This window comes from Micromonospora sp. NPDC047548 (assembly GCF_040642975.1).
GTDB lineage: Bacteria > Actinomycetota > Actinomycetes > Mycobacteriales > Micromonosporaceae > Micromonospora.
Window position 1 is genome coordinate 32,812 of the sequence record NZ_JBEYTI010000005.1, and the last position, 12,768, is coordinate 45,579.

General features: G+C 71.1%; 13 protein-coding genes. 7 read left to right on the forward strand and 6 right to left on the reverse strand.

Annotated features, from left to right (window positions below; translation table 11 throughout):
• Positions 1–4 precede the first annotated feature (4 nt).
• Positions 5–2,047, forward strand: a complete 2,043-nt coding sequence (locus tag ABZ807_RS06925) for a hypothetical protein (protein WP_357153791.1) — start codon at positions 5–7, stop codon at positions 2,045–2,047.
• A 124-nt stretch (positions 2,048–2,171) separates the two neighbouring features.
• Here the strand turns inward: ABZ807_RS06925 and ABZ807_RS06930 are convergent, their stop codons facing one another.
• Complete coding sequence (locus tag ABZ807_RS06930; protein WP_357153793.1) at positions 2,172–3,665, reverse strand: glycosyltransferase 87 family protein; 1,494 nt, start codon at positions 3,663–3,665, stop codon at positions 2,172–2,174.
• Positions 3,666–3,782: 117 nt separating this feature from the next.
• On the reverse strand, positions 3,783–6,020 hold the full coding sequence (locus ABZ807_RS06935) for a transglycosylase domain-containing protein (RefSeq protein ID WP_357153795.1): 2,238 nt from the start codon (positions 6,018–6,020) through the stop codon (positions 3,783–3,785).
• On the opposite strand from ABZ807_RS06935, the gene ABZ807_RS06940 reads away from it, so the two are divergent.
• The gene (locus tag ABZ807_RS06940; protein WP_357153797.1) at positions 5,989–6,624 is read left to right on the forward strand and encodes a hypothetical protein; all 636 of its coding nucleotides are present in this window, start codon (positions 5,989–5,991) and stop codon (positions 6,622–6,624) included. The genes ABZ807_RS06935 and ABZ807_RS06940 overlap by 32 nt on opposite strands.
• A gap of 139 nt (positions 6,625–6,763) precedes the next feature.
• Here the strand turns inward: ABZ807_RS06940 and ABZ807_RS06945 are convergent, their stop codons facing one another.
• The gene (locus tag ABZ807_RS06945) at positions 6,764–7,222 is read right to left on the reverse strand and encodes a DUF5318 domain-containing protein (protein ID WP_357153799.1); all 459 of its coding nucleotides are present in this window, start codon (positions 7,220–7,222) and stop codon (positions 6,764–6,766) included.
• A 174-nt stretch (positions 7,223–7,396) separates the two neighbouring features.
• Between ABZ807_RS06945 and ABZ807_RS06950 the strand changes: the two genes are divergently transcribed.
• On the forward strand, positions 7,397–8,035 hold the full coding sequence (locus ABZ807_RS06950; protein WP_357153801.1) for a PadR family transcriptional regulator: 639 nt from the start codon (positions 7,397–7,399) through the stop codon (positions 8,033–8,035).
• 23 nt (positions 8,036–8,058) lie between these two features.
• Positions 8,059–9,138, forward strand: a complete 1,080-nt coding sequence (locus ABZ807_RS06955) for an inositol-3-phosphate synthase (RefSeq protein ID WP_357154191.1) — start codon at positions 8,059–8,061, stop codon at positions 9,136–9,138.
• An 88-nt stretch (positions 9,139–9,226) separates the two neighbouring features.
• Here the strand turns inward: ABZ807_RS06955 and ABZ807_RS06960 are convergent, their stop codons facing one another.
• From ABZ807_RS06960 to ABZ807_RS06970, 3 genes are read right to left on the reverse strand one after another with little or no spacing between them, the layout of a single operon-like run.
• On the reverse strand, positions 9,227–9,613 hold the full coding sequence (locus ABZ807_RS06960; RefSeq protein ID WP_357153803.1) for a type II toxin-antitoxin system death-on-curing family toxin: 387 nt from the start codon (positions 9,611–9,613) through the stop codon (positions 9,227–9,229).
• Complete coding sequence (locus tag ABZ807_RS06965) at positions 9,610–9,816, reverse strand: ribbon-helix-helix protein, CopG family (RefSeq protein ID WP_357153805.1); 207 nt, start codon at positions 9,814–9,816, stop codon at positions 9,610–9,612. Before ABZ807_RS06965 ends, ABZ807_RS06960 begins: the two co-directional genes overlap by 4 nt.
• Positions 9,817–9,853: 37 nt before the next feature.
• Positions 9,854–10,333 (reverse strand): methylated-DNA--[protein]-cysteine S-methyltransferase, encoded by a 480-nt coding sequence (locus ABZ807_RS06970; RefSeq protein WP_357153807.1) that lies wholly within the window; start codon positions 10,331–10,333, stop codon positions 9,854–9,856.
• A gap of 164 nt (positions 10,334–10,497) precedes the next feature.
• On the opposite strand from ABZ807_RS06970, the gene ABZ807_RS06975 reads away from it, so the two are divergent.
• From ABZ807_RS06975 to ABZ807_RS06985, 3 genes are read left to right on the forward strand one after another with little or no spacing between them, the layout of a single operon-like run.
• Positions 10,498–10,623, forward strand: coding sequence for a hypothetical protein (locus ABZ807_RS06975; protein ID WP_357153809.1), 126 nt, complete (start codon positions 10,498–10,500; stop codon positions 10,621–10,623).
• Positions 10,624–10,653: 30 nt separating this feature from the next.
• The gene (locus ABZ807_RS06980; protein ID WP_357154193.1) at positions 10,654–11,175 is read left to right on the forward strand and encodes a hypothetical protein; all 522 of its coding nucleotides are present in this window, start codon (positions 10,654–10,656) and stop codon (positions 11,173–11,175) included.
• 42 nt (positions 11,176–11,217) lie between these two features.
• Positions 11,218–12,747: an SPFH domain-containing protein gene (locus tag ABZ807_RS06985; RefSeq protein ID WP_357153811.1), complete on the forward strand. Its 1,530-nt coding sequence runs from the start codon at positions 11,218–11,220 to the stop codon at positions 12,745–12,747.
• Positions 12,748–12,768 lie beyond the last annotated feature (21 nt).

Consider the following 12,768-nt stretch of genomic DNA (forward strand, 5'->3'; position numbering starts at 1 on the left):
CCGGATGACCACGAACGCGACCGGCGGCGGCCAGCCGACCGGGCAGACCGGCGGCACCGACGACCGGGATGCCACGTCCCCCGCCGCGGCAGGCTCGGCCAGGGCCGACACCGTGAAGTCCGGGACCGGCGACGCCGGCAAGGACGACGACACCGACGCGAAGTCGACCACCACGGACGCCGCGAAGGCCGGGCCGGACGGCGACCAGGGCCCGAAGAGCGACGAGGCCATCGGGTCCGACGGGAAGAAGAAAGACGGCGACGCCGAGCCGCCGGACCGCTGGTCGGCGTTCGCCCCAGCCCCCGAGCCGGTGCCGGGCCGCCCCCGCCGGGCGGCTCGCGCCGTCGGCCGGCTCCTGGTCCACGAGTGGACGCTGGCCACCCTGGCCGCGCTCGCCCTCGCCGTCGGCATGACCTGGCCGACGCTGCGCTACCCGCTCTACACCCTGCCTCAGGACTACTGGGACCCGAGCCTGCAGGCCTGGCAGATGGCCTGGTCGGGGCACGCCCTGCGGACCGAGCCGGCGCAGCTGTTCCACTCGAACACGTTCTTTCCGGAGCAGTGGAGCTTCGCCTTCTCCGACATGCTGCTCGGCTACGCGCCGGCCGGCATGATCGGCACCGGCCCCGAAGCGGCCGTGCTGCGCTACAACATCATGTTCGTACTGGCCCATGCGCTGGCCACGCTCGGGGCGTACGCGCTGGCCCGTCAGCTGGGTGCGGGCCGGGCCGGCGCCGCGGTGGCCGGGATCAGCTACACGTACGCCCCGTGGCTGCTCGCCCAGGCGGGGCACCTGCACATCATCTCCAACGGCGGCATCCCGCTGGCGCTGGCCATGCTGGCCCGGGGCCACGGCTGGTCGCTGCGGTACGGCTACCGCCCGGAACGGCGGCACGAGGGCTGGGCGTACACCGGGTGGCTGGTGGCGGCCTGGCAGCTCAGCCTGGGCTTCGGGATCGGCCTGCCGTTCGCGTACGTCCTGGCCGGCACGGTGCTGGTCGCGGCGGTGACCTGGTTCCTGCGGCGCTGGGTGGTCCGGCCGGTGAAGCGCCCGTTCGGCGCCCGGCTGCTCGCCGCGGACGTGGTCGGCGGGCTGCTCTTCGCCGGCGTGGGCGCGCTGCTGGCCATCCCGTACTTCAAGGTCGCCGACCTGCATCAGAACGCCGCACGCACGATCGGCGACATCGCGGTCTACTCGCCACCGGCGAGCGGCTTCTTCACCGCCCCGGCGGAGTCCCGGATCTGGGGCGGGCTGCACGAGGGGGCGCGGTCGGCGCTGCCCTGGCACCCGGAGATGACCCTGCTGCCCGGCTTCGTGCTGTACGCGCTGGCCGCGGGGGGCCTGTTCTTCTCGGTCTGGCGGCTGCGGCACCGGCTGCTGCTGCTCGCGGGGGTGCTGGTCACCATGGTGCTGGCCATGGGCACCCGGTTCTTCGGCGGCACCTTCACCTACGGCCTGCTCTTCGAGCACCTGCCGGGCTGGAACGGGCTGCGTACACCGGGCCGGATGATGCTCTGGACCACACTGCTGCTCGGCCTCCTCGCGGCCGGCGCGGTGAGCGCCTTCGCCGAGCGGGTCCGCGAGATCGCCGCGGAGCGTGTCCCGTACCGGCCGTCGCTGTGGCTGCGGGCGGCCACCCTGCTGCCGCTGCTGCTGGTCCTCGTGGAGGGGCTGAACACCACCCCGCACCCGGTGGTACCGGAGCAGCCGGTGGCGATGCGGACCGTGGACGGCCCAATGCTGGTGCTGCCGAGCAGCCAGAACCTCGACCAGCCGGTGATGCTCTGGTCCACCAGCGGCTTCCCGGACATGGTCAACGGTGGCAGCGGCTTCACCCCCGTCCAGCTCGACGAGGTGCGCCGGGTGACGCTCGCCTTCCCCGACCAGACCAGCGTCGACTACCTGCGCACGCTCGGCGTCCGCAACGTGGTGCTGCTGCGCGACCAGATCGTCGGGACCCCGTGGGAGGTGACCGTCAACGCGCCGGTCGACCAGCTGGGCATCACCCGCGAGGAGGTCGGCGACGCCGTGGTGTTCCGTCTCTGAGTCGGCTGCGGGGTGGGGTTTTCGGGGGAGCCCTGCCGGCTCCGGGCGGTCAGGCTTGATCCCTGCGCCGGCCGGGCTCCCCCGAAAACCTGACTTCCCGAGGCCGTCCTTGACTTGCGCGGCTTCAGGCGGGTGCTGGCTCGGGTGAGCGGGTGGCCCGGCGGTCGGCGAGCCAGGTGGCGTCGGGGGCGCCGTCGAGCACGCCGCCGTCCGGGTCGTCGGGGTAGGTACGCCGCACCGCGTCGCGTTCGGGGTGCAGGATGTCCCGGATGATCAGCACGCAGAGCAGCACGACGGTGCCCAGCCGGAGCGTCGCGGCCAGCACGAACACGCCCTCGGGAAAGACGGGCCGGCTGGTCGCCGCGCCGAGCAGTTCGCCGTAGAAGGCGGCGAAGTAGCAGACCTCGGCGAGCTGCCAGGCGAGGAAGGCGCCCCAGCGGGGGCGGGCCAGCACCGCGAGCGGCAGCAGCCAGAGCACGAACTGCTGCGACCAGACCTTGCTGAAGATCAGGAACGCGGCGACCACCAGGAAGGCGAGCTGGGCCAACCGGGGGCGGCGCGGCGCCAGCAGCGCCAGCGCGGCAACGCCGAGGCAGGCCAGAAAGAACAGGGCGTACGACAGGATGTTGAGCGTCGGGATGTGGGCGTTCAACCACTGGAACGGCCCCTGGTCGCCGGCCACGCCGGTGTTCACCTTGCCGTCGAGGTACCGCCCGATGTACCAGAGCGTGCCCCAGTCGATCGGCCGCTCATTGTTCAGCTCGAAGAAGCGGTTCCAGTTGTCCCGGTACGGGATCGCCACCGGCAGGTTCACCGCGACCAGTGCCACCAGCCCGGTGCCGAGCGCGGTCAGCGCGGCGCGCAGCCGACCGGCCCGCAGTGCGAGCACCAGGATCGGCCCGAGCAGGAACAGCGGCCACATCTTGGCCGCGCCGCCGAGGCCGAGCAGCACGCCGGCGAGTGCGGGTCGGCGTCGGGCCCAGGCGGCCAGGCCGAAGGCGGCCAGCCCGATGGCGAGGAAGTCCCAGTTGACGGTGGCGGTGAGCAGCAGCGCCGGGGCCAGCGCGAAGAGCGCGGCGTCCCAGGGTCGTCGGCGGCGCAGGGCAAGGATCACCCCGACGGTGGCGACCGCTAGCGCGCTGAGCGTCAGCGCATTGAGGTTGTAGAACCACTGGCCCTGGTTGAGCTGCGGGTCGTCGACACCGAGGGCGTGCACCGGCAGGCCGAGCGCGCCCATGAAGTAGCCGGTGAGCACCGGGTACTCGACCGGGTGGTCCTGGTAGGGGACCTTGCCCTCGTTGAGCCCCTCGGCGTAGTAGAGGGCGAGCACGTCGGTGTAGCAGAGCCGGGTGTACTGCACGTTGTTCTGCCAGGCGCCGTCCTGGCAGGGCGACTTCTGCACCCAGTGCAGGGCCAGGGTGAGGCAGGCCAATGCCAGCACGATCCGCGCCGCGGTCCAGAACCGTCGTTCCCGGCCGGCGGGCCGGTCCAGGGCGACCGCGTGGTCGCCGAGCGGGCCGCCGATCACCTCGGAGACGCCGCGGACGAAGCCGTCCGACCGGGACGGGTGATCGCTGGTCCCGGCGTCGTCGAGGCCGGCCGTCGACTGGGTGCTCATGGAGAGGCATCCTGCCGTACGTCCGGGGTCTCCGTCGCGTCCCGGAGCGCGACAACCTGAAAAAGGCGACGGCGGCCGGACGCGGGGTCCGGCCGCCGTCGGCGGTGTCAGGGGTGGCTACTCCCGGGGGCGGGGCGAGAGGGTCGGCAGGAGACCACCGCCGGTTCCTCCGTTGCCGCGGCCCGGACCGGGCGGGGTGCCCGGGCCCTGGTTGCCGTCCTGCGGGCAGAGCCAGCCGAACGGTCCGCAGTCCTGCGGCTGCCCCTGGTCCGGCACCGGCGGCGGCGCGGTCTCGATGCCGTTGCCGGCGTTTTGGTCCCCGATGCCGGTGACACTCGGCATTTCTATGCGGTCCTTGCCGTCGAGCGCGTCGTCCATGTAGCGCTGCCAGATGGCACCGGGCAGCTTGGAGCCACCGATGTTGTTGCCGTTCCGGTCGAGGATCTTCGGCTTCTTCGAGTCCTTGCTGCCGACCCAGACGGCGGTGGCAAGCTGCTCGGTGTAGCCGACCATCCAGGCGTGCGCGTTGGTCTTGGCGTCCCCACCGTACTCCCAGGTACCGGTCTTGCCGGCCGCCTGCCGGCCGTTGTCCAGCGAGCGGTTGTTCGGCCTGGGGATCTGCTTGAGCACACCGGTCACCTCGTCGGCGACCTCCGGCCGGATCGTCTGCTTCGGGTTGCGCTTCTCCCCGGTGCCCGGGACCACCTCCCACTTGCCGGTGTCGCGGTTCTGCTGCTGCACCTTGATGACGAAGTGGGCCTTGTTGTAGACGCCGTGGTTGGCCAGGGTGGCCAGGCCGTTGGCGTGCTCCAGCACGGTGACCGGGTACTGGCCGTAGCCGACCACGTGGAAGAAGGGCTCCGGCGCAACGTCCTCGCCCTTGGTCTTCAGCAGGTTGACCGGCTCCGACGACCCCTTCGGGGGCGTCGTCCACATGGTGGTGATGCCAGCGGCCTTCGCCATGTCGACGATCTTGGACGGCTGGATCTTCTCCGACACGTGGTAGAACGGCACGTTGTACGACTGGATGGTGGAGTATTCCAGCGTGCACCACTTGCCACAGGTCTTGCTCACGTCACGACCGGCGTTCTGCACCGGGTTGTCGAAGCCCTCCGGCTTGAACGGGCTGGCGTCCCAGTGCGACTTGACCGAGATGCCGGCGTTGATCGCCGCGGCGAGCGTGTAGACCTTGAACGACGAACCCGGCGGGTGACCACCGGTGAGGTTGCCCCCGGAGTCGATGTTCTTGCCGGCGTAGTCGAAGTCGGCGCCGGAGTCGCCGCCGTAGTAGGCGAGCACCCGACCGGTCTTCGGCTCGACCGACACCACCGCCGCCATCAGGTTCTTCGGCTCGGGGAAGATCTCCGAGCCCTTCTTGCGCTGGGCGGCATTCTCAGCCGCGGCCTGCCGCTTGGGGTCGATCGTGGTCTGAATGCGGTAGCCGCCGTCGCGCAGCTCGTTCACGCAGCTCGGCTTGCCCGGAGCGTTGGAGTTGGTGCAGAGGCCCCACCCCTCCATCTCCTCGCGGACGTAGTTGACCACGTTGCCCCGGGGCGTCTTCACGCCGAAGCCGGCGCCGCCGTCCTTGGGTTTCTGCAGCGACTTGGTCGGGTAGACCGTGGGGCGCTGCGGCTTGCCGGGGGCGTTGAGCCAACCCTTGGTGACCATGCCGTCGAGGACGTAGGTCCACCGCTTCTCGGCCTCGGCCGGGTTGACCGCCGGGTCGTACCCCTTGTGCCCGTTGGGGTCGGTGCTCGCGACCGGCTGCTTGATCAGCGCGGCGAGCACCGCCGCCTGGGCCACGTCCAGGTCCTTGGTGCGCGTGTTGAAGTACGTCAGCGCCGCCGCCTCGATGCCGTACGCGCCCCGGCCGAAGTAGATCACGTTCAGGTAGTGCTGCATGATCGTCGGCTTGTCGTACTTGTCGTTGAGCTTGGAGGCGAGGATCGCCTCCTTCACCTTCCGGGCGTACGTGTCGTCCTTCAGGTTCTCGTAGGCGTTGCGGGCGTACTGCTGGGTGATCGTCGAGGCGCCCTGCTTTTCGCCACCGGTGAGGTTGTTCCAGGCGGCCCGCGTGATGCCCTTGTAGTCGACGCCGGAGTGGTCGTAGAAGTTGCGGTCCTCGGCGGCGGCGACCGCGTCCTGCACGTGCTTGGGGATGTCGTTGATGGTGACGAAGGTGCGGTTCTCGTCGCCGAGCTTCGCCAGCTGGGTCTTGTTGTCCTGTGCGTAGATCGTGGTGGACAGCGGCAGCGGCACCTCGTTCGGCAGCACCACGGTGGTCGAGTAGTAGGTGAAGCCGACCACGCCGATGCCGGCGAGCATGATGAAGACCGCGAAGCCCGCGATCAGCATGTTGCCCCGCTTGCGCTTCCTGGCCCGGGCCACCGCGTCCGGGTCGCCCGGCCCGCGTCCGCCGCCACGGCCGCCGCGCCGGGGCCCGTTGGGGCCGCCCGGCCCGCCGGGGCCACCGCCGGAGACCGGCGCCACGCCCGCTCGGGCCACCGCCGCCCGGCCGCCGACCGCGGCCGAGCCGACGCTCGCCCGCCCGGCAGAGCCCGCGCCCACCGAGGCGCGGCCGGCCGAGCCGGGCGCCGGGGAGACCGGCACGGACGCGCGTCCCGCGCCCGCCCGGCCGCCGGGCGCCGGGGAGACCGGCACGGAGGCCCGTCCCGCGCCCGCCCGGCCCACCGAGGCCGAACCGGACGCGCCCGCTCCGCGCGGTGACGGCGGCACCGAGGCCGAGGCCCGCCCGCTGGGCGCGCCGCCGACCGAGGCCCGGCCGGCAGATGCCGAGCCGCCACTGCGGTACGCGTCGTCCGCCGCCGGACCGGGGTCACCGTTCGAGCCCGGTACCTGGGCCCGCGCACGCGGGGAACTGGGATCGCCGTACGAGTTCATTCCTCACACCCTGCCGGTCGCGGTGGGACGCGGGGGCGCCGCCACCGGGTTGCCGTGAGTTGACACACGCGACGACTGCCCCTGGTTCGACTGGAGCAGCGCCATCGTATGCGTACTATTCGGACCAATCGGGCGGCCGAGCTGCCGGGCGGGGTGTCCGTCGTCGACGGCACCGGTAGCGACCGGTCCAGCCAGGTTCACCGTTGCGCCTCTCGCCTTCTGCCCTGGACCGGACCGGCCCCGGGGGCGGTCACGCCGCCCACCGCGCCCTGCTCCGACCCGCCCTCGGCCAGCCCATCCCGGCCGAGCAGGAACTGCTCGACGAGATGGTTCCAGTCACAGCCGAGGCACACCTCCACCACGAAGACCTGGAACTCACGCAGCGTCATCGCCAGCACGGGCAATTCGGCCAAGGTGCGCGCCTGGCCGGCGGACTGCTTGAGTTCGTCCCCGTAAATGTAATGGACGCGGGTGAGGTTCTCGCTCCGGCAGATCGGGCAGCGCTCCTCGGTCGGTTCCCCGTGGAACCTGGCAGCGTTCTTCAGGTACGGCGAGGCGTCGCAGACGTCGTATGTGCCGACCCGGCCGGCGAGGAGTTCACGCAGCACCGCCCGCTTCTGGAGCGAGTAGTCCACCACCTGGCGCTGCGTACGCATGCGGTGAAGGGTACGCGGTCCGGCCGGGTGAGGCGACCACCGTCACGATGAGTGACGTAAACATCCCGGAACGAGGGTTTGCCCTGATCGCTGACGAGGTACTAACGTGCGATGTATCGGTCCGATACATCGCAGCGGTTAACGACCCTGTGCCAGGGGTAGGAAGGATGGCCCGTGCTCGAGCTCGCCATCCTCGGCCTCCTGCAGGAGTCTCCGATGCACGGCTACGAACTCCGCAAGGAGCTCACCGCCAAGCTCGGAGCGATCCGGGCGGCGATCAGCTACGGCTCGCTCTATCCGACTCTGCGCCGGCTGCAGGCGGCGGGGTGGATCACCGAAGCCGCCGAGACACCCGCGACCGCCGAGGAGGTTCCCGCGCTGACCAGCCGACGAGGTCGGGTGGTCTACAAAATCACCGCGGAGGGCAAGGAACGCTTCGCCCAACTGATCGGACAGGCCGGGCCCGAGACGTACGACGACACCGGCTTCGGTGTGCACTTCGCGTTCTTCGCCCGGACCGACCAGGCAACCCGACTCCGGATCCTGGAGGGTCGCCGACGCACGATCGAGGAGCGTCGCGAAGGTCTTCGTGACGTGCTGGGCCGGGCGGCCGAGCGCCTCGACGCGTACACCCTGGAACTGCAACGCCACGGGCTCGACGCCTGTGAGCGCGAGGTCCGCTGGCTGGAGGAGCTCATCGCCAACGAGCGCTCCGGCCGTGCCCCGACAGTCCCGAACCCCGGGACGGCCGGCGGCCGACGAGACAACAACAGCCCGCCCCCGCCTGGAGAGTCCAGGAAAGAGCGGCCGTGATGAAGAAGAAGGAGGCAGACGCTATGGGCTCCGTCCGCGTCGCCATCGTCGGTGTGGGTAACTGCGCCTCGTCCCTCGTGCAGGGCGTGGAGTACTACCGGAACGCCGACCCGAACGACCGCGTCCCGGGTCTCATGCACGTCACCTTCGGCGACTACCACGTTTCGGACGTGGACTTTGTCGCGGCGTTCGACGTGGACGCCAAGAAGGTGGGCATGGACCTCGCCGAGGCGATCGTGGCCAGCGAGAACAACACCATCAAGCTGTGTGACGTGCCGCCGACCGGCGTCACGGTGCAGCGTGGCCCGACCTTCGACGGCCTGGGCCAGTACTACCGCGAGATCGTCGAGGAGTCCGACGCCACGCCGGTCGACGTGGCCAAGGCGCTGCGCGACGCGCGGGTCGACGTGGTCGTGTCCTACCTGCCGGTGGGCTCGGAGCAGGCCGACAAGTTCTACGCGCAGGCCGCGATCGACGCCGGTTGCGCGTTCGTCAACGCCCTGCCGGTGTTCATCGCCTCCGACCCCGAGTGGGCGAAGAAGTTTGAGGACGCGGGCCTGCCGATCGTCGGTGACGACATCAAGAGCCAGGTCGGCGCGACGATCGTGCACCGGGCGCTGGCGAAGCTGTTCGAGGACCGCGGGGTGGAGCTGCTGCGCACGTACCAGCTCAACTTCGGCGGCAACATGGACTTCATGAACATGCTGGAGCGCAACCGCCTGATCTCGAAGAAGATCTCGAAGACCCAGTCGGTGACCTCCCAGATCCCGCACGAGATGAGCAAGAGCGATGTGCACATCGGCCCGTCGGACCACGTGCCGTGGCTGGACGACCGCAAGTGGGCCTACATCCGCCTGGAGGGCCGCTCCTTCGGCGACACCCCGCTCAACGCCGAGCTCAAGCTCGAGGTGTGGGACTCGCCGAACTCCGCCGGTGTCATCATCGACGCCGTCCGCGCCGCGAAGATCGCCCTCGACCGCAAGATCGGCGGCCCGATCCTGTCCGCCTCGTCGTACTTCATGAAGTCCCCGCCCGTGCAGTACGCCGACCACGACGCCCACGCCGCCGTCGAGTCCTTCATCAAGGGCGACGTCGAGCGCTGAAGCGCTGACGCTGCATCGCCGGAGCGGGCTCAAACCCGCACCAGCACGGCCGAGGGCCGGGTCCGCACGGACCCGGCCCTCGCCGCGTTCAGTCCATCATTTCCAGGTACGGCGAGAGCCGCAGCGCGAGTTCCTCCACCAGGTCGACCTCACCGCTGACCAGCGCGTCGGTCAGCGCCATCCGCTCCTTTGCAGGCATGTTGAGCGTGAACCCAGCCCGGCTCAGGAATACCCGGGTGGCCGCCCAACCCAACCCGGCGTTCCACACTTCCAGTGGTCGCCACATGACCAACCCGTGCAGGAGTGCCGCTGACTTGTCGAGCACCGTCGGGTAGACCGAGCGTCCGACCAGCCGGGCCTGTGGCCGGGCCGCTGCGGCAACCAGGATCCCGGCGTCCCGGACCCGGCTCTGCGGTCCGGTCCATCCGGCCAACAGCGTCAGAAGGTCCTCAGCGTCCGGCCAGGGTCTTGTCACCGGTCGCCCAGCGCCTCGAAGAACTCCGCGTCCTCGGCGAACACGCGCCGAGCAGCGTTTCGGGTCCACTCGTCGCGCTCGTGACGGTCGAGATATGCCTGAATCGCCACCTCGACGGTCTTGTGCATTGAACGTCGCTCACTCTCGGCGAGTTCCTTGAGCCGCTGCTCGACCTCGGGCTTGAGCGTCAAGGTGAATGCCATACCGAATTTGTATAGGGCAACAGCGCCAGCGTCAACGTCAGGACCAGGCGCGTCGCAGGGCGACGCCAGCCTCCAGCTCCAGCAGCCGCACCTTGCGCGGCAGCCCACCGCCGAAGCCGACCAGCTTGCCGCCTGCGCCGACGATCCGGTGACACGGGACGAGCACCGGGACCGGGTTGCGGTTGCAGGCCACCCCGACCGCCCGGGCCGCGCCCTGGTCGCCGACCAGCCGGGCCACCTCGCCGTAGGTGAGCGTCTCCCCGTACGGGATGCGGGTCATCTCCCGCCAGACCGCGCGCTCGAACTCGGAGCCGCGCCGCATCGCCACCGGCACGCCGAAGTCGGTCAGCTCCCCGGCGAAGTACGCCCGCAGGTCCGCCACCGCGCGCCGGGCCAACTCGTCACCGGGCTCGTCGACCGCCGACTCCACCCGGCCGAAGTGCGCGCCGCACACCGCGTCGTCGTCGGTGGCCACGGAGAACTCGCCGATCGGCGAGTCGAGCACAGTCCAACGCATGCCCGCCATTCTTCCCCTGCGCCACGGGTCACCGGTACGCCGGTCCGACCACCAGCCTTCGTCGTGACGACCACGGAGCAGATCGCCACGGAGACCGCACGGCGACGGGTGCCCGCCGCCGGGGCCGACCGAACGCGGACGTCACCTGGGTCTCGAACGACCGGTTGCTCTACCGCCGGCCGTACGGCAGCGGCGACTTCGTGCTCGCCGACACCGGGGGCCGGGAGCTCGAACGGCAGCCGCTGCCCCGGGAACTGGTCGACCGGGGGATCACCGTCGCACCGAAATGATCAAGCGGGGCGTTGCGTGATGTCGATACCGTGCAGGTCGTGGCCACGGGGACGTTCATCTTTCTGATCATCGGTGGGGCGGGCGTCGCCGTGCTGGCGCTCTCCCTGCTCGGCGCCGAGTTGCTCCACTTCGGCCACCCCGACGTCGACGGCCCGGTGTCGGTCGAGGCGGTCGCCGGTTTCCTCGGCGCGTTCGGTTTCGGCGCCGCGATCGTCAACGAGCTGGTCGGTGGCCGTACCCCGGGGATGATCGCGGCGGCGGTGGCCGGCGGGGCGCTCGCCGCCGTGCCCACGGCGTGGCTCGCGGCGCGGCTGAGCCGGGCAGCCCGGGACATGCGGACCGACCCCACCCCCACCCGGGACGACCTGGTCGGCGCGCTCGGCCTGGTGGTCACCCCGGTGCCCGCCGTCGGTTACGGCGAGGTCCGGGTACGCGTCGCCGGCCAGCCGGTGAAGCTCAACGCCCGCGCCGACCACCCGATCCCAATCGGCGCGCAGGTCTTCGTGGTGCAGGCGCTGAGCGAGACCAGCGTCCACGTCGAGACCTACTGAAACCCCCTCCTCACCCCCCTTTCGCAGAGACGGAACCTGCCCATGATCCTTGTCATCGCCGTCGGCGGCGCGGTCCTGCTGGCGCTCGTCCTGGTGCTCTTCGTGCTCTCCCGGATCAAGGTCGCCGGCCCGAACGAGGCGTTCATCGTCACCGGCCGCAAGGGCCGGACCACCCAGACCGCCGACGGTGGTCGCTCCACCGACACGTCGGGCCAGAAGGTGGTGCTCGGCGCCTCGGTCTTCGTGCTGCCGGTGGTGCAGAAGCTCCAGTCGCTCGACCTGTCCAGCCGCCGCATCGACGTGGGCATCCGGGGGGCGGTGAGCAAGCAGGGCATCCGCGCCGACCTGCACGGCGTGGCGATCGTCAAGGTCGGCGGCACCGAGGACGCCATCCGCGCCGCCGCCCAGCGCTTCCTGCACCAGCAGGACGAGATCGACAACTTCACCCGGGAGGTGCTGGCCGGCGCGCTGCGCTCGATCGTCGGCCGGCTCACGGTCGAGGAGGTCATCCGGGACCGGGCGGCGTTCGCCAGCGCGGTCGCCGAGGAGGCCGAGCACTCGATGACCAACCAGGGTCTGGTGCTGGACACCTTCCAGCTCCAGGACATCCTCGCCGAGGGCTCCTACCTGCAGGATCTGGGCCGGCCGGAGGCCGCCCGGGTGCTCAAGGACGCGGCCATCGCCGAGGCGCGCGCCCGCCAGCAGGCCGAGCAGGAGCGGCTGCTCGCCGAGGAGGCGATCGCCGAGGCGAACCGGAACCTCTCGCTCAAGCAGGCCGCGATCCAGGCCGAGATCGACGCGGCCAAGGCCAGGTCCGCCGCGGCCGGCCCGCTCGCCCAGGCCGAGCGGGACCAGGCGATCCTCTCCGAGCAGCAGAAGGTGGCCGAGCGCAACGCCGAGCTGAAACAGCGCCAGCTCGACACCGAGGTGCGCAAGCCCGCCGACGCGGCGCGCTACAAGGTGGAGCAGGAGGCCGAGGCCGCCCGCAACGCGGCGGTGCTCAACGCCGACGCGCAGCGGCAGGCCACCATCGCCGCCGCCCAGGCCGTCGCCGAGCAGTCCCGGCTGACCGGTGAGGGCGAGCGGGCCCGCCGGGCCGCGCTCGCCGAGGCGAACGCGATCGAAGGCGCCAAGGAGGGTGAGGCCGAGCAGCGCCGGCGCTCCGCGATCGCCGAGGCGGTCGAGCGGGAGGGCCAGGCCGAGGCCGCGGCCATCCTGGCCCGGGGTCAGGCCGAGGCCGACGCGATGGCCCGCAAGGCGGAGGCGTTCGCCGCGTACGGCGAGGCGGCCGTGTTGGACCTGCTGGTCAAGGTGCTGCCGCAGGTGGTCGAGGCGGCCAGCGCCCCGATCGGCGCGATCGACAAGATGACCGTCATCTCCACCGACGGCGCGTCGTCGCTGACGAAGTCGGTGGCCGGCAACGTGGCGCAGGGCCTCCAGCTCGGCTCCGACCTCACCGGCATCGACCTGGCCGGCCTGCTCGCCCGGCTCGGTTCGGCGTCCACCGCCGGCCCGGCGCTGGCGGACAACGGCAAGGCCTCGGTCGAGGGCAGCGCGGTCGAGAACCGCTGACCACCTGACCAGGGCGCCGTC